General features: G+C 57.2%; 23 protein-coding genes. 8 read left to right on the top strand and 15 right to left on the bottom strand.

Annotated features, from left to right (window positions below; translation table 11 throughout):
• The 5 genes from ACN0WX_RS05540 to ACN0WX_RS05520 are packed head-to-tail and all read right to left on the bottom strand — an operon-like array spanning position 1 to position 3,630.
• Complete coding sequence (locus ACN0WX_RS05540; RefSeq protein ID WP_417621311.1) at positions 1 to 1,035, bottom strand: zinc-binding dehydrogenase; 1,035 nt, start codon at positions 1,033 to 1,035, stop codon at positions 1 to 3.
• Positions 1,032 to 1,538, bottom strand: coding sequence for a nuclear transport factor 2 family protein (locus ACN0WX_RS05535; RefSeq protein ID WP_417621310.1), 507 nt, complete (start codon positions 1,536 to 1,538; stop codon positions 1,032 to 1,034). Before ACN0WX_RS05535 ends, ACN0WX_RS05540 begins: the two co-directional genes overlap by 4 nt.
• On the bottom strand, positions 1,535 to 2,335 hold the full coding sequence (locus ACN0WX_RS05530; RefSeq protein WP_417621309.1) for an SDR family NAD(P)-dependent oxidoreductase: 801 nt from the start codon (positions 2,333 to 2,335) through the stop codon (positions 1,535 to 1,537). The genes ACN0WX_RS05535 and ACN0WX_RS05530 overlap by 4 nt, the downstream gene beginning before the upstream one ends.
• 36 nt (positions 2,336 to 2,371) lie before the next feature.
• Positions 2,372 to 3,166, bottom strand: a complete 795-nt coding sequence (locus tag ACN0WX_RS05525) for an SDR family NAD(P)-dependent oxidoreductase (protein WP_417621308.1) — start codon at positions 3,164 to 3,166, stop codon at positions 2,372 to 2,374.
• Positions 3,163 to 3,630, bottom strand: coding sequence for a VOC family protein (locus ACN0WX_RS05520; protein ID WP_417621307.1), 468 nt, complete (start codon positions 3,628 to 3,630; stop codon positions 3,163 to 3,165). Before ACN0WX_RS05520 ends, ACN0WX_RS05525 begins: the two co-directional genes overlap by 4 nt.
• A 177-nt stretch (positions 3,631 to 3,807) precedes the next feature.
• Here ACN0WX_RS05520 and ACN0WX_RS05515 point away from each other — a divergent pair, with 177 nt between their 5' ends.
• The 7 genes from ACN0WX_RS05515 (at position 3,808) to ACN0WX_RS05485 (ending at position 11,311) form a co-directional block, all read left to right on the top strand.
• Positions 3,808 to 4,596, top strand: coding sequence for an SDR family NAD(P)-dependent oxidoreductase (locus ACN0WX_RS05515; protein ID WP_417621306.1), 789 nt, complete (start codon positions 3,808 to 3,810; stop codon positions 4,594 to 4,596).
• A gap of 22 nt (positions 4,597 to 4,618) precedes the next feature.
• Positions 4,619 to 5,620 (top strand): zinc-dependent alcohol dehydrogenase, encoded by a 1,002-nt coding sequence (locus ACN0WX_RS05510; RefSeq protein WP_417621305.1) that lies wholly within the window; start codon positions 4,619 to 4,621, stop codon positions 5,618 to 5,620.
• Positions 5,621 to 5,715: 95 nt separating this feature from the next.
• Positions 5,716 to 6,042, top strand: a complete 327-nt coding sequence (locus tag ACN0WX_RS05505; protein ID WP_417621304.1) for a 2Fe-2S iron-sulfur cluster-binding protein — start codon at positions 5,716 to 5,718, stop codon at positions 6,040 to 6,042.
• Between the two features lie 20 nt (positions 6,043 to 6,062).
• A complete protein-coding gene (locus tag ACN0WX_RS05500; RefSeq protein WP_417621303.1) occupies positions 6,063 to 7,310 on the top strand; it encodes a cytochrome P450 in 1,248 nt (415 codons plus the stop codon).
• A gap of 150 nt (positions 7,311 to 7,460) precedes the next feature.
• A complete protein-coding gene (locus ACN0WX_RS05495; protein ID WP_417621302.1) occupies positions 7,461 to 8,285 on the top strand; it encodes a coniferyl-alcohol dehydrogenase in 825 nt (274 codons plus the stop codon).
• Between the two features lie 7 nt (positions 8,286 to 8,292).
• Positions 8,293 to 10,500, top strand: coding sequence for an acyl-CoA dehydrogenase (locus tag ACN0WX_RS05490; RefSeq protein WP_417621301.1), 2,208 nt, complete (start codon positions 8,293 to 8,295; stop codon positions 10,498 to 10,500).
• Between the two features lie 10 nt (positions 10,501 to 10,510).
• Positions 10,511 to 11,311, top strand: a complete 801-nt coding sequence (locus ACN0WX_RS05485) for an enoyl-CoA hydratase/isomerase family protein (RefSeq protein WP_417621300.1) — start codon at positions 10,511 to 10,513, stop codon at positions 11,309 to 11,311.
• A gap of 32 nt (positions 11,312 to 11,343) precedes the next feature.
• Here ACN0WX_RS05485 and ACN0WX_RS05480 read toward each other — a convergent pair whose 3' ends face one another.
• The 4 genes from ACN0WX_RS05480 to ACN0WX_RS05465 form a co-directional block, all read right to left on the bottom strand.
• Complete coding sequence (locus ACN0WX_RS05480; RefSeq protein ID WP_417621299.1) at positions 11,344 to 12,075, bottom strand: TetR/AcrR family transcriptional regulator; 732 nt, start codon at positions 12,073 to 12,075, stop codon at positions 11,344 to 11,346.
• Positions 12,059 to 13,525 carry an aldehyde dehydrogenase family protein gene (locus tag ACN0WX_RS05475; protein ID WP_417621298.1) on the bottom strand — a complete coding sequence of 489 codons (1,467 nt, stop codon included), beginning with the start codon at positions 13,523 to 13,525 and terminating at the stop codon, positions 12,059 to 12,061. The genes ACN0WX_RS05480 and ACN0WX_RS05475 overlap by 17 nt, the downstream gene beginning before the upstream one ends.
• The gene (locus ACN0WX_RS05470; RefSeq protein ID WP_417621297.1) at positions 13,522 to 14,292 is read right to left on the bottom strand and encodes an SDR family oxidoreductase; all 771 of its coding nucleotides are present in this window, start codon (positions 14,290 to 14,292) and stop codon (positions 13,522 to 13,524) included. The genes ACN0WX_RS05475 and ACN0WX_RS05470 overlap by 4 nt, the downstream gene beginning before the upstream one ends.
• Before the next feature lie 84 nt (positions 14,293 to 14,376).
• Positions 14,377 to 15,162 carry a hypothetical protein gene (locus ACN0WX_RS05465; protein ID WP_417621296.1) on the bottom strand — a complete coding sequence of 262 codons (786 nt, stop codon included), beginning with the start codon at positions 15,160 to 15,162 and terminating at the stop codon, positions 14,377 to 14,379.
• Between the two features lie 43 nt (positions 15,163 to 15,205).
• On the opposite strand from ACN0WX_RS05465, the gene ACN0WX_RS05460 reads away from it, so the two are divergent.
• Complete coding sequence (locus ACN0WX_RS05460) at positions 15,206 to 15,724, top strand: cupin domain-containing protein (protein ID WP_417621295.1); 519 nt, start codon at positions 15,206 to 15,208, stop codon at positions 15,722 to 15,724.
• Between the two features lie 28 nt (positions 15,725 to 15,752).
• Here ACN0WX_RS05460 and ACN0WX_RS05455 read toward each other — a convergent pair whose 3' ends face one another.
• The 6 genes from ACN0WX_RS05455 to ACN0WX_RS05430 form a co-directional block, all read right to left on the bottom strand.
• Positions 15,753 to 16,703, bottom strand: a complete 951-nt coding sequence (locus tag ACN0WX_RS05455) for a metallophosphoesterase family protein (RefSeq protein ID WP_417621294.1) — start codon at positions 16,701 to 16,703, stop codon at positions 15,753 to 15,755.
• Positions 16,704 to 16,708: 5 nt separating this feature from the next.
• The gene (locus tag ACN0WX_RS05450) at positions 16,709 to 17,470 is read right to left on the bottom strand and encodes an SDR family NAD(P)-dependent oxidoreductase (RefSeq protein ID WP_417621293.1); all 762 of its coding nucleotides are present in this window, start codon (positions 17,468 to 17,470) and stop codon (positions 16,709 to 16,711) included.
• 138 nt (positions 17,471 to 17,608) lie between these two features.
• Positions 17,609 to 18,016, bottom strand: coding sequence for a nuclear transport factor 2 family protein (locus tag ACN0WX_RS05445; protein WP_417621292.1), 408 nt, complete (start codon positions 18,014 to 18,016; stop codon positions 17,609 to 17,611).
• Positions 18,013 to 19,692, bottom strand: a complete 1,680-nt coding sequence (locus ACN0WX_RS05440; RefSeq protein WP_417621291.1) for a class I adenylate-forming enzyme family protein — start codon at positions 19,690 to 19,692, stop codon at positions 18,013 to 18,015. The genes ACN0WX_RS05445 and ACN0WX_RS05440 overlap by 4 nt, the downstream gene beginning before the upstream one ends.
• Before the next feature lie 17 nt (positions 19,693 to 19,709).
• Complete coding sequence (locus ACN0WX_RS05435) at positions 19,710 to 20,693, bottom strand: MDR family oxidoreductase (RefSeq protein ID WP_417621290.1); 984 nt, start codon at positions 20,691 to 20,693, stop codon at positions 19,710 to 19,712.
• Positions 20,693 to 21,409: a TetR/AcrR family transcriptional regulator gene (locus ACN0WX_RS05430; protein WP_417621289.1), complete on the bottom strand. Its 717-nt coding sequence runs from the start codon at positions 21,407 to 21,409 to the stop codon at positions 20,693 to 20,695. Before ACN0WX_RS05430 ends, ACN0WX_RS05435 begins: the two co-directional genes overlap by 1 nt.
• Positions 21,410 to 21,621: the final 212 nt, after the last annotated feature.

Raw genomic sequence — 21,621 nt, 5'->3', positions numbered from 1 at the left:
TCATAGCAGGCGCGGATCGACAATGGTGCGGACCGGCGCCCCCTCTGCCGACATATTGGCCAGCGCATCGGCGACTCCCGAAAGCCCGATCGTCGCTCCGATCCATGGCGCCACATCGATTTTGCCGTCGGCGATCGAGCGCAGGGCCAGGTCCATGTCCTGCGGTTCCTCGCCGCCGGCGAAGTGCACCGTCAGCCGCTTGTTCTGCGCCGCGAACACAAACAGTTCCTCCGGCTCCATACAATATCCACCCATCACGATCCGCGCACCAAAACCGACAGACTGGATGATCTGCTGCAGCAGTCCGGGCAGACCGACACATTCATAAACAAGGCTGACTTGCCGCCCGCCCAGATCGGGCAACGGCTCATAGGGAGATATTTCGCGCGGATCGAGAGCGATATCTGCCCCCATGGCCAGAGCCAGCGCCCGCCTGTCTGCATGAAAATCGGTTGCGACGATCGGCGCGATACCGGCGAGCTTCAGTCCGGCGATCACACCCAGACCGATGGCCCCGCAGCCCATGACCAATGCGCAATCGTCCTTGGTCGGCAAGCCGCGCCGCGCATGTTCAAGACCGACAGCAAGCGGTTCGGTCATGGCAGCAAGATTATCGTCCAGCCCATCCGGTATTTCGCTGAGCATATCCTCGTCGAGCAGCATATATTCACCAAAACCGCCGGGACAGGCATTGTTGAAGCCGATCACCGCATGCGATCCCGACTGGCGCATGATCGGCAGCGAGGTTACCCGTCGCCCGGGCTTTACCGTGCGCTTGCTGCCCGGCCCATAGTCCACGACTTCACCGACATATTCATGGCCGGGAACGAAAGGCACTTGCGGATCCAGTGCAGAATATGGACCGCCAAACTTCTGTGAAAGATCAATCACATTCTGACCGGCATGCAGAAAATGGGCTTCTGACGCACATAGACCGCAACGATGCGTGCGGACCAGAGCGTGGCCTTTGCCGGGAACGGGGTCATCCAGCGTACCTACCGCAACTACGCCATTCTGTATGAAAGCAGCTTTCATCTTTTTTGCTCCAGAAATTCATAGGACGGATCGCTGAAATCACGCGATCCCTGAGTGGAAGGACTCATTGCTGTCACTGGCCCGGCGGAATCGAAATCCCTAATGGTAAGCCGGTGATCGATTGCCCAGCGCCCGTCACGGCGCGACCAGCGATCAAGATACCGGCCGCACACGCGCATTTCGATCAGCTGCCCATCGCGTTCCATCCGCAGATTGGCGAAATGATACGCCTCGCTCGATGCCATATCACCATCCAGTTCGATGATGACATTGGTAACCTGGTGCGAATGGGCGAGCATCTGGCCATGGGCGGCGATAACGAAATCAATGAAACCGTGACCAGTGCCTTGATAGACGCTTTCGCCATAATCAGCCGTTCCGTCCTCGTGCCAGACAGCATAGCCGAGCGCGGCATCGAGCCGGTCCACGGCGCGACAATAGTTGTAAATCTGCCGGCTGATTTCTTCCTTGGCCAGCAAGGCTCCCAGTTCCTCGCCACTCATTTCCCAAAAATCCTTTTGGTTGCCTGACCAATCGCCAGTGTTCTGGTGCGCCTCCCGGCTGCCGACATTGGCAAATGGCCCGCTTCGTCATCAGCCTGTCCCCAGATGAGAACGGGGCCATTACCGATTTCGTCGAATAGCCGGAGAGCAACCGCTTCCGGATCAGCCAGATCGTCAGGCAACGGAAGGTTCTTTGCTGCCATGAAGCGGCGAAGTTCTGGCGTATCCGTTGTACCCAAAGCGGCGTAAAGCACGTCCACTCCCTTCGGCTGCAGTTCGGCCCAAAGGCCTTCGGCAAAATTCAGCATGAAGGATTTGATTCCTGAATAGGCGGCCATGTTTGCGGCGCCGCCCCAGCAGGCTCCGGACCCGACAAACAAAATGCCCCCTTGCCCGCGGGCAGCCATTTGCGTGCCGAAATGATGGCAGCATTGCAGTGGTGCCAGCACCCCGCGGTTGACTTGGTCAATCCAGTTCTCGACCGGAAGATCAAGAAAATGCTGACCTTCGGGATCCCCGCCCGCATTGACGATGAACAAACCGATTTCCCGATCACCGGCAGCCTCTATCACACGATCGGCAGCGTCTGGCGCATAGAGATCGATCGCAGCGCAGACGCATTCAATTCCGGTCTCCTCCGCGATCTCGGCAGCAAGGTCAGCCAATGGCTTTTGGCGCCGGGCAATCAGGATCGAAGCGATGCCCGCACGGGCCAGTGCCTTGGCGAAAGCCTTTCCGGTGCCTTCCGATGCCCCGGCGATTATTGCCCATGGTCCGTGACGTCGTTGATCAATCATTCTATTTCCCGGTTATCCAGCGATGCGCGGCCAAAGTCACTTTTCGTTGGTCGTTTGCGGTTCAAGCGAACGGGTCATGATCTCCACCGCCTTGCGCCGCGGCATGGAGCGCAACCCGTCAAACGCCTGTTGCAATTCGGCAGGAACGATGACCGGGCCGTTCTGAAGATTTTCCAGCGCGAAGTCGGCCACGTCATCGGTCTCGGCAACCGCCATCTCGCCATTATTGCCAATTTCGGAACGTTCCAGCGCGGGCGTTCGGGTGCGCCCGATCAGCAACGCGGCAACATCCACGCCCAGCGGGGTCAGTTCTGCCCACAGCCCTTCCGCCAGTATCTGCGTATAGGCCTTGGCCGCGGTATAGACCGCCAGCCGCTTCGAACCGGCCACACAGCCGAGCGAGCCGACCAGCATGATCGCACCCCGTTGCCGGTCGGCCATGGCCTTGCCAAAATGACGCGCCAGTGCGGTCTGGCCCACGACATTGAGCTGGATGGTGGAGAGCGCCTCGTCCCACGGCTGGTCGATCAGGGGATAGGGCTTGCCGCCCGCACCCGCAATGTAGAGCAGGGTTCCTATTTCCAGCCCGTCAGTCGCCTCTGTGACCGTGGCGAGCATATCCGGCGCGGTCAGGTCCGCAGCGCAAATCCGCACTTCAACCGGATATTGCGCCCGGATTTGGGCAGCCAGTGCTTCCATCTTTTCCGCATTTCGCGCGAGCAGCAGAAGGTTGATATCGGCGGCAGCCAGACGGTGGGCGAAAGATTCTCCGAGCCCTTCCGAACCGCCGGCGATAAGGGCCCAGGGCCCGTGCAATTCCTTGCTAATCATCGTCCGCCCAATTGCTGCCAGCGTTCCGGATTGGCCCAGATATATTCCGTGAAGTGACCCAGCCACTCGCGCGTATCGACATAGCAGAATTGCAGCATGTCGGGCGTCCCGCCTTTCAGCACCACCGGAAACGGATTCTTCTCGATATGCGCCATGGTTTCGTCCCAGTCATCGACGCGGTGGCAAACATGATGAAAAGCCAATCCATCGCCTTCGGGCAGCCCTTCCTGATAGATTTTCAGGACATCGCCACTTTTGGGTTCGATCAGTTCGTAATTCAAATCCTCGACCCAGACAAAAGCCAGTTTCTGGACTCCGGTCCCCTCGCCTTCCGGCGTCCAGAGCTTCACTTCGACTTCTGTTTCAAGGATCAGGCGCGTGTCCGCCCATTGGCGAAATCCCGCAACAGCCTTATCGACATCCCGCGTGACATAAGCGTTCTGGTAATGTTGCCCGATGGCCATGCAATCTCTTCCTCTCTTGAAACTCGGTTGGATTAGTGAAGTAAAGCTAGCATCACTCGATTGTCTCTGTCGCGCATCGGGCGAACTTCGCACGACTAATCGCTAACGCGATGCTCCTGACACTGGCCAGTCCGGGGCGATTGCGCCATGAACAGATTCAAGAAAAAGGAGTGCATGATGGCAAACACATTGTTCGATTGTTCAGGGAAGGTCACGCTTGTGACCGGTGGCAATGGCGGCATTGGTCTCGGTTTCGCGAAGGGTATAGCGAAAATGGGCGGCGCGATCGCGATTTGGGCCCGCAATGAGGAAAAAAACACCGCGGCAAAACAGGAGTTGCTCGAAGCCGGAGCCGCGCGGGTCGAAACCTACCAGGTAGACGTGTCGTCGGAACAGCAGATAATTGATGGCTATGCGAAGCTGATGGCCGATTTTGGACGGCTCGACTGCGTGTTCGCCAATTCGGGAGGACCTCCAGGATTCAATTCGGTTTTCGACATGCCGACCGAAGCCTGGCACAAGTTTCTCGACGTTGCGCTCCATGGGGCGTTTATTACCCTGCGCGAAGGTGCGCGGCATATGGTTGCCAGGGCAGAAGCCGGTGAGCCGGGCGGCAGTTTAGTAGCCTGTGGAAGCCTGTCGATGTTCCGCGGCTTGCCGGGGAAGCAAAATTACGCTGCGGCGAAATCCGGCGTGGCCGCCATAAGCCGCTGCATGGCAGTTGAATTTGGCAAATTCGGTATTCGTTCCAACGTCGTCGCACCGGGACTGGTCATGACGCCGATGATGGGCGGAGAGGCGAACGAAAAGGCCTTGGCAGAAATGTTCGGTCCGAAAGTTCCCATGCAAAGAGTCGGCTATCCGGATGACTTTGAAGGCATTGGTGCCTTTCTTTGCTCGGACGCTTCAGCCTATCTGACGGGTCAGACCATCACCATTGATGGCGGCGATATGGTGAGCGGCTGAACTTCTGACAAGGAACCATGAAATGAAACTGCTCAATATCCATGACGTCGGCGAAGTCAGCCTCGATCCCTATACGCGGCCCGAACCGGGGCCCGAAGATGTTGTGGTCAAAATGAAAGCCTGCGGCATTTGCGGGAGTGACCTTTCCTATATCAAGAATGGTGGAATACCCGGTCCCGGCAAGCCGACGCCGCTTGGCCACGAAGGCTCGGGAGAGGTTATGCTGGTTGGTGACAAGGTCGAAGGCCTCGCCATTGGCCAGCGCGTCATCGTCAATCCGATGAACACGCCCAGCTTTATCGGCAGCGGTGGCCCCGAGGGTGCCTTTACCGAGGAGTTGCTTGTGCGCGAGGCACGATTGAATGACAGCATCCTGCCCATTCCCGAAGGCATTCCCTATGACGTCGCCGCGATGTGCGAACCGCTCGCGGTCGCATTGCACGGCATCAATCGGGCAGAAGCCAAAAGTGGCGACCGGGTAGCTATCTTTGGCTGTGGGCCGATTGGCCTCGGAATGGTCATGTGGGCAATCGACCGCGGATGCCGGGATGTGATTGCGCTCGATCTTTCAGAAGAAAGGCTGGAACGCGCACGCGCCCTGGGAGCACACACCATCAATCCGGCCAACGAAGACGTGCAGGCCCGGATCAAGGAAATCCATGGTTCACACCATTATTTCAATCGAGAACGCGCCAACACGGATGCCTATATTGATGCCGCAGGCGCCCCCTCGATTCTGGCCGATGTTGTTGGTATCGCCAAAAAACATGCCCGCCATGTCATAACGGCCGCCTATATGAAACCGATTGAACTGCCTGCCGGAGCGATGCTGACGAGCGAAATGACAATCACCACCGCAGTGGGCTATCCCGACGAATTTCCGGAAGTCGTCGCAGCAATGCCGCGACTGAAAGATACAATTGCCACTTTGATCAGCCACAAATTGCCTTTTGATCAGGTAATCGAAGGGCTGAGCATCGCTGCCACCCCGCAATCAGCAAAGGTCATGATCGAGTTTGAATAACGGACAACCCGCAATAGTCTTCCGGATGGTCAAGCCCTCGGGCAATTCTTCCTGGCATGTTGCAAAAATTCTACTCGAGGACCGAAAGGAGCATAATGCCGAAAGTAACCTATATTTCCAGCAATGGCGAAAGCCGGACGCTTGATGTCGCAGTTGGCGAAACCGTAATGCGCGGGGCGCTGGACAATGATGTCGATGGCATCGTGGCCGAATGCGGAGGCGGCCTCGCGTGCGCCACCTGTCATTGCTACGTTGATGCTGCATGGGCCGACAAGGTCGGAACGCCGACTTCACAGGATGAACGAGACATGCTGGAAATGACGGCTTCGGAAATTCGCGATACCAGTCGGCTTTCTTGCCAGATCGAAATATCCGAAGAGCTTGACGGGTTGGTCGTACACCTTCCCGAAGACCAGTACTGAACGTTCAGGAGACAGAAGCCATGAAGATCGATCCCGTCAATCCAGTACCGCCAAAGGTGACCCGCCGCGTTGGCCCCGACGATATTCCCGATCATGTGCCGCCAGAGCTCGTGCGCTCCGCAGGCATTATATACGGGCCGGAATTTCTTGCTGATCCCTATAAATTTTTCCCGGCGATGCACGAGAATTTCCCTCCGATTTTCTATGACGTAGGCCCGTTTGGCAATGCCTGGGTCATGACCAAACATGAAGATGCACTCTTTGCCCTTCGCCATGCGGAATATTTCTCGACCGAGGATGCGACTCCCTTTCCGCGTGATCCGGAAGATTATTTCAACTTCATCCCGATCGAAATCGATCCACCTGATCATCGCAAATATCGCAATATCGTCGACCCGCTGGTATCTCCCAAAGGCGTACTGGAACTGGAAGACAGCATCCGGACGCTCGCCAACGAGTTGATCGATGATGTTATCGACAAAGGCGGTTGCGAATTTGATGAGGCATTTGGCCGTCCCCTGCCGGTGCTCGTTTTCCTCGATCTGATGGGATTGCCGCGCGACATGTGCGACAATTTTGTCGAGTGGGCCATTGCCCTGCTCCATTCGAATGATCGTGAAATCATGGGCCAGACCATGATCAAGATCAGCGACTATCTCAAAGGGGCAATCGCCGAGAAGGAAGCCAATCCGGATAACGGGCTGATCAGCAGGATTGTACAGGCGGAGTTTGATGGCCGCCCGATCTCGGAAAAAGAGAAATTCGGCTTCGTGATTTTCCTGTTCATTGCCGGTCTCGATACAGTTTTCGCGACGCTCAACAATATCTGGCTGTGGCTCGCCCGCAATCCTGACCGTGTTCAGGAAATCATTGACAATCCGGACAATATCAACGCGCAGGTGGAAGAATTGCTGAGGGTTTTCTCGGTGACATTCTCGGGCCGCACTGTCGCACAGGATATTGAAATGCGCGGCGTGCAGATGAAGAAGGGCGACAAGGTGACCAGCATCCTGCCAGCCTGCAATTATGACCCCGATGTGTTCCCAAATCCGACGGAAGTGGATTTTAACCGGCCGAAAAAGATCATTCTGGCTTTTACCGTCGGCGTCCACAGTTGCATGGGTGCGCATCTGGCCCGGCTGGAGATTAAAATCGCACTGCAGGAATGGCTGAAGCGGATACCGGAGTTCAAGCTCAAACCGGGGACAGAAATTGTTTACCGTCCGGGTGGGGTCATCGGGCCGCATCATTTGCCGCTGGTCTGGTAATCCCGTTATTTCCGCTACCGGATTGCCTTGGCTCACGGCCAATTATCGCGGCAGCGATTTACGCAGCCGCCCATTGATTGGACCCCGCTTCACTGCGAACAAGCGCGAACCAGATCGGGCAGCATTGCCCAGAATAATGAGAGAAAAACTATGTCCGATATATTAGGCTATGCTGGCAAGCGCGTCATTGTGAGCGGATGCTATTCCGGAATGGGCGCGGCCACGGCGAAATTGCTGCTGGATCTAGGAGCCGAAGTCCATGGCATGGATTTCAAGGATTCCGACCTCCCGCTGGCGTCCTTCACCAATGTTGATCTGCGCGACCCCGCTTCGATTGAGGACGCCGTGGCGGCGCTGGGCGGAAAGGTGGATGCACTGTTCAACTGTGCAGGATTGCCCAACGGATTGCCCCCGATGGACGTGATGAAAGTCAACTTCATCGGCCTGCGCCACCTGACACAGCAGGTTTTGCCGCTAATGGGCGAAGGCGGTGCGATCGCGAATATTGCCTCGGTCGGCGGACTGGGCTGGAGCAGACGCATTCCAACCAATATGGAGTTCGTGACGACCGATGGATGGGACGCTGCCGTTGCATGGTGCGAGGCCAATATGGAAACCGTGGCGGAAGGTTATTCTTTCTCCAAGGAAAACGTCATCGTGTGGACCCAGTTCATGGGCGCGCAGCTGATCAAAAAAGGCATCCGCATCAATTGCACACTGCCCTCGCCGACGGAAACGCCTATGATGGAAAGCTTTCTCAAGGTCTCCGGCAAAAGCGTTGTGGACGCAGCCGCGGAACCGCTCGGCCGCTATACCACTGCGGAAGAGCAGGCCGGTGGGCTCGTCCTGCTCAACAGCAATCTGGCCTCGGTGGTAAACGGCGTGGTATTCCCCGTTGATGGCGGCTTCATGGGTGGTCTAGCGACCGGCCAGGTTGATCTGACTGCCATGATGTCGAACGCAAAACGGGAGTAGACCCACAATGAATTTCGACCTTACCGAAGAACAGGAAATGATGCGCGAAAGCTTCGCGCGGTTGCTGGACGACAGTTGCACATCAGAACGTCTTCGCAAGGCTGAAAAAGAGGGTCTGGATCGAGCGGTCTGGAACGGTCTCGCCGAACTTGGCGCCTTCCTGCTGCGGGTCCCGGAAGAACATGATGGCCTCGGGCTCGGCACGTTTGACGCTGCGGTACTGATGGAAGAAGTCGGCCGCAAGCTGCCTTTTGGCCCCATTGTGGAAACAGTACTGGCTGCACGTCTTCTCGCGATACTCGGCGGGGACAGCTTTGCGGAGCATCTCGGCGCTGTGGTCAGCGGCGAAAAAGTCGCATCGCTGGTACTGCATGATATCCAGGACCAGCCGAAACAGTTTGTAGCGGGTGGAGCCGAAGCCGATATCGTGGTCGGACGCAGGGGCGACCAGATCCTGTTGTTCGACCTGTCGAAGCAAGAGCGCACCACCGAACCCAGCCTTTCCTCCGACGGATTGGCGGAAATAGATTTCAGTCTGGCTGAAGAAATGATGCTGACCTCGGGATCGGAAGCCACGGCCTTGTTCGAGGCAACGGTCGAGGAATGGAAAATCCTGGTCTCGGTAGCCTTGGCCGGGCTCGGCAGACAGGCGCTCAAAATGGCCTCGGAATATGCGTGCGAGCGCAAGCAATTCGGTCAGGAGATCGGGAAATTCCAGGCGATCAGCCATCCACTCGCCGATTGCCTGTGCCTCGTCGACTCCGGCAAGCTGCATGCATGGAAAGCCATGCGCGCCACAGCAGATGGCGATCAGGATGCAGCCGCGCAAATTTCAATAGCGGCATGGTGGGCCGCACGCGCCGCGGGCGAAGCGACAAGCCAGGCGCTGCAGACTTTCGGGGGTTACGGCCTGACGACCGAATATGACATCTATCTCTATGTGCAGCGCGCACGCTCATGGCCGCTGATCGCAGGCGATCCGGAGCATTGGCTTACCGAAGCCGGAAGACGGCATTATGGCGATGAGAAAATAGCGCTACCGGATGTCGGTGACCTGCCTATCGAATTCGATATCGGTGAAGAAGCACGCGCCATGATGGCGGAAATCGATGCCTTCATGGCAGCAAATGTTACGCCCAAGATGCGGGAAAAATTTCACTATAGCTGGGAGGGCTTCGTCCCCGAACTGCACAAGAAACTCATCGAGGCGCGGCTTCACTTCCTGTCCAGCCCCGAACTTGGCGGTCGGGGTATAGGCCCCTATGCCAAGGCTGCAGCGCGGCGGACATTTGACAAGCATGGCTATAATAATCCGGCCGCTGGTGTAGCGGAGATGGTGGGCCTGATGATCTCGCGCGCGGGATCCGATGAATTGAAGCGGGAAGTTCTTTCGAAAATCACCTCGGGTGAAGCCATCGCCAGCCTTGGCTATTCCGAACCCGGTTCCGGATCGGATGTCTTCGCCGCGCAGACTCGCGCGGTTCCGGACGGGAACGGATGGCGGATTGACGGTACCAAGATGTTCACCAGCGGAGCAAATCTGGCCGACTATGTGCTCATGCTCACGCGGACCAACACCGAAGTTCCCAAGCATAAAGGCCTGACGATGTTCATCGTGCCGCTGAAAGCAGAAGGCGTGACGATACAGCCCGTTCATACGTTTCAGGATGAACGAACCAATATCACGTTCTACGACAATGTGAAAATTCCGGACAGCTGGCGTCTGGGAGAAGTGGATGGCGGGGTACGCACCATGTCGCTCGCTCTGGAGCTCGAACATGGTGGCAGCTTTGCCAATCCGATGTTCGCGACAATCGAGGCCGCCGAAGAATTATGCCGCGAGATTGATGCGCCGGAAGGAGGCAAGCTGATCGAGGGTGTTGATGCCCAGCGGCGGTTGATGCGCGCACGCGCCAATGCGGCGGCTGGCTTGCTGCTTGAACACCGCGCGACCTGGGCCGGTGCAGAAAAGAAACCCAATCCCGGCTACGGGCCGATGGCAAAAATGTTCTCGTCCGAATGTTTTCTGGACGATGCGCGCGATCTGCTCAACCTGACCGCGCCGCTTTCGCTGACCAAGCGCCAAGGCGCGGCTGCGTTGCTCAACCAGTCTTATCGCCACGCGCACGGGACTCGCATATATGGGGGCACCAGCGAGGTGCACCGTTCAATGATTGCCGAACGCGCACTTGGCCTTCCCCGAACTCGCGCCTAAGGATAATGTCATGACGGACGAACCACATCTGCTGACGGAAGAACGCGGCTCAATTCTAATCGTGTCGCTCAATCGCCCCGACAAGCTCAACGCGCTTTCGGGCGAGACCATGCAACTCTTCGACGAGGCGCTGCTACGGTTTCGCGACGATCCCGCACTTCGCGTGATGCTCGTGAGGGCCAATGGCCGCTTTTTCAGTGCGGGAGCGGATATGAAGAGTGGATCGGGACGCAAGCGCCCCGAAACCGCAACTGAAATTCGGGAAAATCATCGCATCGGCCTGCACGGCATGCACCGAATCTATGACGAAATGGAGCATATCGAGAAACCGATTGTATGCGCCGTGCATGCAAATTGCGTCGGTGGCGGGCTTGAACTGGCCCTGTCGTGCGATTTCAGACTTGCGGCAAAAGCCGCAGAATTTTCGTTTCCCGAGGGTCTGTTTGGTGTGCTGCCGGCATCAAATGGCGTGAGCCGTCTGACGCGCATTTGCGGTTCGCACTGGGCCCGCTGGCTGATCATGGGCAACCAGAAAGTCGATGCGGATCGTGCGCTGATCATGGGATTGGTTCACGATGTCCTGCCCGACCAGGACTTTGACGCGGCGGCGCTAGAATTCTGCCATCATCTGACCAAGAGCGATCCCGAGCAAATGGGCGCAGCGAAAATAGCGATCGAACTTGCCGCAGACCTTAGTCGCGACCAGGGGCGACAGGTCGAACGGATGGCCAATAGCGCCCTGATGCTAAATCCCGCCTATCGGCAACGGATTGATGATTATATCAAGAAGATCGGTAGTGACGGCAAATAGCCTTGCGAGGCTCTAAGCACGGCTGTTCAACGCTACCATTCCACGCCACGACCACTGCGAATACCAAATTCAAACAATCGCGCTTCGGCGGCCAATAGCCCAATCTTGTCTGGGCGATATGCCGGCGGAAGGTCGTTCATCAAAAGCTTGTTGTTCAGCACTGATACCGCGCGCTCAATGCCCATATAAACCGCGGATGCCATGGAATTGTGTGGATATTCGGAACTTTCGGATTTTTTCTCCATTTGCGCAATAATCAGGCCAAGGATTTCCTGGGCAACGGAAGCACGGTGAGCGATCATCTTCCGGTCACGTTTGTCCGCAAAATTATTGCGTAAGTGAAATACATTCGCATTTTTTGTCCAGAAGGTAAAAAAGGCGTCGATGAATTTGCTGCATTCTTCGGCAAGATCATCATCTTCCCAGCGGATACGCAGATGAGCCAGATAGGCCTCTTCGGCATCGACCATTATGTTTTCAAGCACCGCAAGGATCACGTCTGTAAGGTCACTGAAATAATTATAGACAGAGGTCATGCCCAAATCTGCTTCGGCAGCAATCGCCCCCAGAGAAATCTGGAGGTCGTCTTTCTCGACAATCAATTTGCTGGCTGCCGTCAAAATTCTTTGGCGGGTGATTATGCCCTTGCGCCCTAATTTTTGCCCGTTCAGGTTGCGAACCACTCGCCCACTATCTGGTCGCTCGTTATTTTCTTCCGAAATCTGTAAGTCTGTTGAACTTTGCAAATTACTCTTTCCATGCAATCAATTTGGTTTCGAGATGTTCCTCGATCCCTTCGCGACCCCATTCCCGACCGACGCCGCTGGCCTTATATCCGCCAAACGGGATATCCCCGGCGATACACATGCCACCGTTGACGCTGATCGAACCCGTTCTGATCCGCCGCGCAACGGACATGGCCCGCTCGAAGTCTCCCGAAGACACGCCACCCGATAGCCCATATTCGCTATCGTTCGCAATACGCACGGCATCATCGTCATCATCGAACGGGATGACGACCAGAACCGGCCCGAAAATTTCTTCCTGTGCAATCCGCATGTCATTGGTGACATCGACGAACACGGTTGGTTCGATAAAATAGCCGGACCCCTTGTCAGGGCGCGCCTTGCCGCCAGCAAGCAACGTAGCGCCTTCTTCCTGTCCAAGTTTGATATAGGACAGCACGCGATCCATTTGTCTCTGCGATATCACCGGTCCCATAATCTGTTGCGGATTGTCGAAATCGCCCCAATTGTCACCAAAGCCGGCATAGGCTTGAGCCAGAATCGCCTTTGTTTCCTCGTAACGGCTTGCCGGAACCAGCAACCGGGACTGTACCGCACAGCCCTGTCCGGCATGGAATACCAGCATCGTTTGCGCGACTTCCATGGCGAAATTCGGTGCGTCGTCGAGAATGATCTTCGCTGACTTTCCTCCCAGTTCGAGGAACACCCGCTTCAGGGTCTGCGCCCCTTTTTCCATGATGCGCTTTCCGACGCCCGTCGATCCGGTAAAGCTGATCAGATCGACGCGGGGGTCCGTAACCAGCATCTCTCCCGCCTCGGCCGGATCGCTTCCAAATACCACATTGAGCACGCCTGCGGGAAATCCGGCCTTGTCAGCCAGTTCACCAAAAATGGCGCCCATGCCGGGCGTATTGGGAGCAGGCTTGAGGATAACAGTGCAGCCGGCCAGCAATGCAGCTACAACTTTCCCGACATTGACATAAAGCGGCACATTCCAGGGAGAAATCGCCCCCACCACGCCAACGGGCTCGTGGAATGCACGGCGATGGCTGGTAAAACCATAGCCTTCGCGTGTTCCATAGTCGGTTTCCCACTCCACTTCGGGGAAAACGCGCAGATAGTCGTCCCAGCCATCCAGCGCCATATCGACATGCGCCCGGCCGACCGCGCCCAGAGCTGCACCGGCTTCAATCCGGGCGAGTTCGACAAGCCTCGGTTTATGCTCCTCGAACAATTGCCGCAGTTTTTTGACCAGACCAACTCGCAGATCGACATCGGTTGACCAGTCGCTTTCGTCAAATGCCCGCCGGGCAGCCGTTATCGCTTGTTCGACGTCAGCGGCAGAGGCGTCGGCAGCCTTGCCCACGACTTCTCCCGTCCACGGTCCGATAACATCAAATGTCCTGCCGCCGGCGGCATCACGCAAGGTTCCGTCGACATATAGCTTGGCTTCGGGGAGCATGGTCATTCTGATTCTTTCTTCTCTTGAGCGGAAACATAGGGACGATCGCCCGTGATCTCGACATGACCGACATGCATGTCATGCGGTGTATCGATGACGTTCCTAAACACATCTGCGACGGATTTATAATGCGACAGGGGACGGTTGCGTATATCGATCCCGACTTTCACATTTTCTGCGGCAAAACGCATGGTCAGTTCGATCGGCCAGTTGGAGCCGGTCTTGCTTTCATCATACATCTGTCCGCAGCGCACCGAAGCGACCCGGACCCCGTCCGGGGCCAATTCGCGATCCAGCATGCCGGACATGGCTTCGAGACCGGCCTTGGTTGCCGTGTACATCCACTGCATTGCAAATTTGAGAGCAACACTCTCGCTGCTGACGTTGATAATTTTGCCGCTGTTCCGGAACAGCGGCAGCGCTTCACGCGCGCACAATACGGGGCCGGTCAAATTGGTGTTCACCATATTGACGACCTTGTCGTCCAATGCTTCGGCGAGAGTGAACGGTTCGTAGGATGCAGCGCTGTTGATCAGGACATCGATTTTGTCGCATTTTTTCCCGATGTTGGCGAAAGTGTCGCGCACCGAGGCGGGATTTCCGACATCGCATTGCAGGGCGAAATTCTCGCCGCCCAGTTCATCTGCAACTTTCGCAACCTTTGCCAATGTACGGCCGAGCAGCACGACCCGGTCACCATCTGCCACGAAACGCCGGGCGAGCGCACGGCCCAGCCCCTCTCCGGCACCTGTAATCACTATTGTTTTGGACATTTTCACCTCTTTCACAAACCTATCGCAAAATTTGGATTTCAGACCAGTGGAGACCGGCTTTCATCGCGTCCGCGATAAGCAAAATCAGGAATTCGCCGGACGGGCAAAATCCTCGGGATAGACTGAAAAATCGCCGTCATAGGCGATTCCCCCGCTCCAGAACTGATCCCCGCTCACCTTGCGGAAATAGTGAACCGTGCGGGCCACGGAACCGGCCGAACTGCGCGGCTGAAAAGCGACGCCCGAGGGACTGACACCGCGGGCCCGCGCGCTGAAATCGCGGACGGTGAACAGCAGGTCGTCGGTCTGCTGGGCACAGAATACCAGGTCGCTGCCGGGACAATAGCGGCGCGGCTCGACCTGCAAATCGGAAAGCCGCCCGCGTTTCATCCCGACTTTTCCGGGGACACGGGACACTTCCGGCATATGCACATCGTCGTACCATTGGTGATATTCCGGTTCGCGGCCAGCGACAAAGTTGGCGAGTATGATCGAAACGCCGGAAAACGGCTGCCCGGATTTGTAATTAGGACTGAATTTCCAGTCGGAATACATGGCATAGCTGTGGATGCGTTCGCTTTCATCGCTATCGTCAATCATCCCGGCATCCCGCGCTTCGGCAAGCAGCGGTGCGAGCGCTGGCAAATCGATTTCCGGCGCAGGATAGTCAAATTCGTAGACGCTCATGAAGCGCCACGGCTGGGGAATGTCCGGCATGATCTGTTCGGGGGTCAATTCATAGCGGTCAGCCTGCACGAAGCCTCGCAAACGCGAGAGATCCGCGCGGTGCTTGCCGTCAAACCAGTCGGCATATTCACCCTCCCGATTTTCCGGAACATTGTGCAGGTGGATCGTAGTGTAGAGGCTCATGCATATTCCCTTTTTCTGTCGGTCGGACTATCATTGATCGGTCATGGCCAAAACCGAAAATCAACCGATACGCTTTTCCATCATCCGGGCGAAGGATGCCCCGGACTTTGCCGAATGCGACATGATGACACAACGGCCCCTTACCGAGGTCGAAACCGAAGGATCGATCGCGGCGCATGAGGCAGGAATGCTGGAAGGTGCCACATTGCGCGTGCTGTTCCAGATGCCGGGAATGAGCCTGACCCATGTCTGGTTCAAGAGCGGCTTTCCCCTGCCCCGCCACAGCCATGATACCGACTGCCTTTATTATATCCTGGCCGGATCGCTGCGAATCGGTACGGAGGAACTGGGTATCGGTGACGGGTTTTTCGTGGGCGCCGAAGTGCCCTATGTCTATACACCCGGTGAGCAGGGCGTGGAACTGCTTGAATATCGTTCATCCAATGCTTTCGATATCAAGCTGCTCGCCAATAATCCGAACTGGTGGAGCAAGGCGGTCGGCACCATCGCCGAACGTCGCCCGGAATGGGACAGCGAAAAACCGCCTTCAGCGATGAACTGATCGCTCCGGAGCCGGATTTCCGTTCAGCCTAGCCCCCTTTCCTGTCGAAAATCCCGTCAATCTCGATATTGGAAAACGTCGGCTCGCCCTCCCCGACCGCGACCCATAAGAAATGGTCAACCTTGCCGGGCCCGTCCTTGAGCCAGACACCGCCTGTCGTTCCGAGCGTAAGATAGTCGCGTCCGTTCCGGGCGGCATAGTCATAATAATGTTCATGACCGGCAATGACGGTATAGGGCCGATCAGCCAGCAACGCCTCCAGTTCCTGGAATTCGGCGCTTTCATAGGCCCATGCAGGTTTGTGCATGAGAATGAATGTCCAGCGCGGTGAAGCGTTGTCGGCCAAGACTTTGCGAAAATAGCTGACCTGCTCGGAGCTGATCGAAACCTCGCCGGGCTTTGCCCCTTTTTCCGTGCCCCGCGTCGCCTCGAGAATGCGCTTCTGCGTTCCGACCGGATCGCGTGCCATCGCCTGCTGCAACCGGACATGCCCTTCCATCGCGCTTTGCGGCAGCGGGATCGGCGGATCTTCAGTCGAAAGACCGAGAATCAGGACATCATCTTTCACCAGACTCCAATAAGCCGGCCCGCGCCGTTCGCGCCAGATACGGGCCATGACCGCGTTGGAATAGTCGTGATTTCCCGGCACTGCATGAAAACGGGAGCCGAATTTTTGCAGCTCCGCCTCCACTTCATTCCACTGGCGGGCCAGTTCTTTCTCGTCTTTGATATAACCTTCGACGAGATCGCCGACCGACAGAACCAGATCGGGCTGCATATTGTGAATCTTGTGCAGGGCGTCTTCAAAAACGTCCGGTCGGTGTCCCCCTGTCCGGTCCCCGATAATGGCGATGCGCAGCACAGGCGGCTGTTCGATATTCTCGCCGCTGGCAGATTGAACATTTTCCGAAACCGGGGTGCATGCAACCAGACCGGCCAGCATCAGGGAAACAGCGAAGCGGCCAATCGGATTGCGCATGAGGATCATCCCCGCCAGCCGCGCATCATGTTGCCGCCATCGCACAGGAGCACCTGATTGTTGATGAAGCTGCCTTCGTCCGATGCCAGGAATATCGCGAGATTGGCGATATCCTCTGCCGTGCCCTGACGCTTGACGAACTGCATCGCCTTCAGTTTCTCCCAATTTTCCGGATCCACGCCCTGCTGCGCGGCTTCCGTCGCCATCAGGCCGGGGGCGATCGCCACACAACGGATCTCGTCGGCGGCAAACTGGGTCGCCATGGCATGGGTGAAGATGTTGAGTGTCGCCTTGGTAATCCCATAGGCAGTTGCGGGATTATAGCTGGCCATCGAGGATTTGTTGATGATGATTCCTTTGGCCTTTGCCAGCGCCGGCTGGATCGCCTCGGCGAGCAGCAGCGGAGCGAAGCTGTTTACGGTGAAGAAATGTTGCCATTTCGCCAGCCCCATTCCGCTGAAGCCGCGGGCGATTTCGCCCATGTGCAGCCCGGCATTGTTGATCAGCACGTCGATACTGTCATGAACGGCGAGTATTGTCTTGCCAAAGTCGATGATCTGCTGTTCGTCCGACATATCAACCCGGTGGGTTGATGCCGTTGATCCCAGATCATCGATCAGCGCTTTGGTTTCCGCCAGACCGGCTTCGTTGATGTCAAGGAGGACCAGATGCGCGCCCTCAGCTGCGAAAGTGAGCGCATGGGCGCGGCCCAGCCCGGCGGCTCCGCCCGTGACAACGACTGTTTTACCGGAAAATCTCTTGTTCATGCATTTCTCTCCCAACCTTGAAAAGGGATCAAACCTTCCGGAATATCACCCTCAATTGCTATCTGGTTCGTTTGCCAGTCGGCGACGGCAGCTTCAGGGAAGCGGCGGATTTCAAGTATGTCTGGTCGTATGCGACCGTCATTCAAAGCGAGTGAATTTGATGCCCGCTATCCGCCAACCCTTGTCCGTTCGCCTGAAAATATCCGAGTAACGCCCCACCACGGTCATCAGCCCCGCGCCTTCGCGCCGACGCGATTCTACCTGGATGGTCCAGTCTCCTGTTGCGCTGTCTCCATCGATTTCAATTATTGGCGAACCGAGCGCGTGGATCATCCACTCGCTGCCGCCGCCAATCGCCGTGACCATGAAGTCGGCAATGGCTTTCGGCCCTTCGAGCATGCTGAAGCCATAGTCGCCGACAAAATCTTCCGTAAACAAATCGGCGAACATCTCCCGCGCGCCCGTTTCGTCGCTGGTCGAGGTATCAGCCGCCAGACAATAGCGCGCCTTCAGATTGGCGATCGCCAAAGCGTCCTGACTCATCATATTTCTCCTGCTAAACGCTCGGCAGCCAGTTTCTTCACATCTGCTGCCTTGATCTTGGCACTGCCGGTGAGTTGCAGATCCTCTTCGGCGAAAAAGAGCACCCGACGCGGCACCTTGTAGCTGGCCAGTTTTTCCTTGGCGAAAGACTGAACCGCGCTCTGGTCCAGTTTCGCACCTTCATGGGGCACAATGCAGGTGACAACGATCTCGCCGAGCGTATCGTGCGGAATGCCTACCGTCTGCACCGCCTTGATGCCGGAATTTTTCTTCAGCACCGCATCAATCTCGAGCGGGGATACGTTGGCCCCACCCGTCTTGATAATATCGTTGAGCCGCCCTTCCCAGTGCAGCCGCCCCTGGTCGTCGAACCAGCCGCCGTCACCGGTGCGCAAATAACCTTCGTCATCAAGTGTCTCGTCGAGCGGGATGCCGATATAGCCGAGCATCATCGTCGGCCCCTTGACGCAGATTTCGCCACGCTCGCCCATCGGTACCGTTTCGCCCGTCAGCGGTGCCACGATCTTGAATATATTGCCCGGACAGGGCTTGCCATGGGACCCCCCGATCACCTCTTCCGGCGTGTTCGAGGGGAAGGTCGAGCTGAAGGTGAAGGTCTCGGTGTTGCCATAAGTGGCATAAGGTTCGCGCCAGTCGGTAGTGATCGTCGGGTGCTCGGCCAGCGGCGAGGTGCGATCCACATAATACATTGCCGACAGATCCACAGTGGGCCAGTTCGGGGCCGCGACAAGCTGCTCCCACTGGTGCGGCCAGGCATGAACCTGGTTCACCTTTTCTGTCTCCATCAGCGCCAGTGCCTGCTCGGGCTGGAAGGTCGACTGCAGCACCAGTACGCCGCCCCTTGTCAACCCGCCGCCAAAGGCCATGGCGAAATTGCCCGACCAGAAAAATCCGTTGGCCGACCAGACCCGAGGCGTGCGCTCGACGCCGTAATATTTCGGAAAACGCCATAATTGCAGGGTTACCCCGCGATGCGCAGACAACACGCCTTTCGGCATGGCGGTCGAACCGGACGAGAAAAACAGGACCCCGGGATCGGAAGGCCGGTTTCGCTCGGCCCTGGCAAGAACGCGGTCGTCACCAACATTTTGTCCGCGAGCGAGAAAATCATCCCATGTCTCGATCGCACCGCCAGCTTCGCCGATGGCAGCAACATGGGTAAGGAAAGGAAATGTCCCGGAGACGATCTGGCCGGGAGAGCAGTTGCTGATCTCCGGCGCGATCGCTTCGATCAGGGCGGAAAAATCCTTCTTGAGTATCTGGCGTTCGAGCAGCAGCACCGAGCAGCAGGACAGATTCACCAGATGCTCCAGCTCGTTCTGCGTCGAAAAGGTCGAGATCGTCGTCGCCACGCCGCCCGCCAGCGCCGTTCCGAATGTAGCGGCCAGAAATTCGGGACGATTGGTCATCAATATGCCGACACGCGTGCCCTTGCCGACTCCTGCTGCTATCAGCGCACGCGCTACCTCGAAGGCCCGCTGGCGCATATCCGCATAGGTCCAGCTGACGCGCTTTCCCTCGTCATAGAACACCAGGGCCTCACGCTCGGCAAATTGTGCGGTAACATGCAAAAACCAGCCCGAAAGCGTCAGCTCGCCGAGGCCTTCCTCTTCTGCAAGAGGAGGGCCTGCGACGATGGAGAGAGCGTTTGCCGACATGGATAATCGCCCGCGGGTCAGGCGTTCACATCGACGATGTAGCGCCCGCGCACTTCACCCGACATGAATTTTTTCGCAGTATCAACGGCTTCCGACAGTGAAATGTCCTGACCGATGGATTCCAGCGCAGCGGTATCGAGATCCCGTGCGAGGCGATCCCACGCCTTCAGCCGCTTGGCCTTGGGCGCCATCACGCTGTCCACGCCGAGCAGCGAAACGCCGCGCAGGATGAACGGCATCACCGTTGCCGGCAGGTCAAAGCCCTGCGCCAGGCCACAGGCCGCGACCGCCCCGCCATATTTCGTTTGCGCGCAAGCATTGGCAAGCGTGAAACTGCCCGCCGTATCGACCACACCGGCCCAGGTTTCCCGCTGCAACGGCTTGCCTTTCTCGCCCATTTCCGCACGATCAATGATCCGGTCGGCACCGAGGCCCTTGAGATAGTCCGCTTCATCGGGCTTGCCGGTGAGCGCAGCAACGGTGAAACCCGCCGCCTTGAGCAGCGCGATCGCAACCGAACCGACTCCACCCGTGGCACCGGTAACCAGGACTTCGCCCTGATCCGGTGTCACGCCGTGATCGACAAGCGCATCGACGCACAATGCTGCGGTATATCCGGCTGTGCCAATGGCCATCGCCTGTTTTTCATCGAACGCCTTGGGGAGGCCAACCAGCCAGTCACCCTTGAGCCGGGCAACCTGCGCCAGTCCGCCCCAATGGGCTTCGCCCACGCCCCAGCCATTGAGCACGACCTTGTCACCTGCCTTATAGTCGACGTGGGAAGATTCCCGCACCGTACCGGCAAGGTCGATGCCGGGGATCATGGGAAAGCTGCGTACCACCGGTGAACTGCCGGTGATCGCCAGCCCGTCCTTGAAGTTCAGCGTCGAATAAGCGACGTCGATCAGCACATCGCCTTCGGGCAGGCTTGCTTCATCAACCTGAGTCAGTTCGACCGATTGACCATCATCATTTTTGTCAATAACAATTGCGTTGAACATTATGAATTTGTTCCTTTTTCTGATTCATCATTTACTAGTTTCAGTGACTTTGGCGATTGCCCGAAATCCTCGTCCGCCAGCCGTTCCACAACGGTCTGGTTCCGGTCTTCAACGAGCGTGCCATATAGCGAAAGCCGCAGCATTTCCCGGGCGAAGCGATGCGCCAGCGCGGTACGTTCCTTGTCGTCATGCGAATGCGACCGTGCCCACACCGGCCATAGAAAATTTCCAGCCAGCGTGATCACCGAGAATACGTCAACATCGATACCCGGCTTCGCCATATCGGTCTGTGCGAAGCGGGCGATGGAACCGGCATATTCACGCCAGAACGGATCCTTGGACGGATCGGGAAGGGACAGAAGTTGCAACAGCCAGATGCGACAGAGATCGGGATTTTCCATAGCAAAAACGGCAAGACGGTCTGTGGTCTCGACCATGTCGACCTTTTCGACATCGCGTTCGCCGAGCAGTTCGGGATCACCGAAAACTGTCAGGAACATCCGCTCGGAAACCAGCTCGAGCGTCGCGGCGACGAGCTTTTCACGCGTTTCAAAATGCTGGTAGGCGGTACCCCGGTTGACTCCGGCAAGCGCCGCCACGGCCGACAGGCTTACCGCATCCGGCCCGTCCTTGGACAGCAAGGTCAGGGCGGCTTCGAGAATATCGGCTCGCGTCGCTTCGGGGTCACGGGCCCTGCGCCTGATGTTATTTGCCATTTATCCAATTCCCCTGCCGACAGTATCTGCATGGACGCGCGCTACCGTGCTTGCAACTGTGCCTTTTCATCTATCGCCCGCGCGAAAGTTAATCCAATATTGCGTGGCATTTGCCGCAATACGTCGCTGCAGCGATATGATGCGACTAAAACGCTCGGTGACTTGGCCTCTCTGCCAATGTCGCGCATTCAGCCTGTCAAATGGTCCGCAGT

Origin of the sequence: Parasphingorhabdus sp. (genome assembly GCF_048269915.1) — a bacterium.
Classification (GTDB): domain Bacteria; phylum Pseudomonadota; class Alphaproteobacteria; order Sphingomonadales; family Sphingomonadaceae; genus Parasphingorhabdus.
Note: the sequence above shows the minus strand (reverse complement) of the source record. Positions and strands in the feature narration are given on the sequence as shown.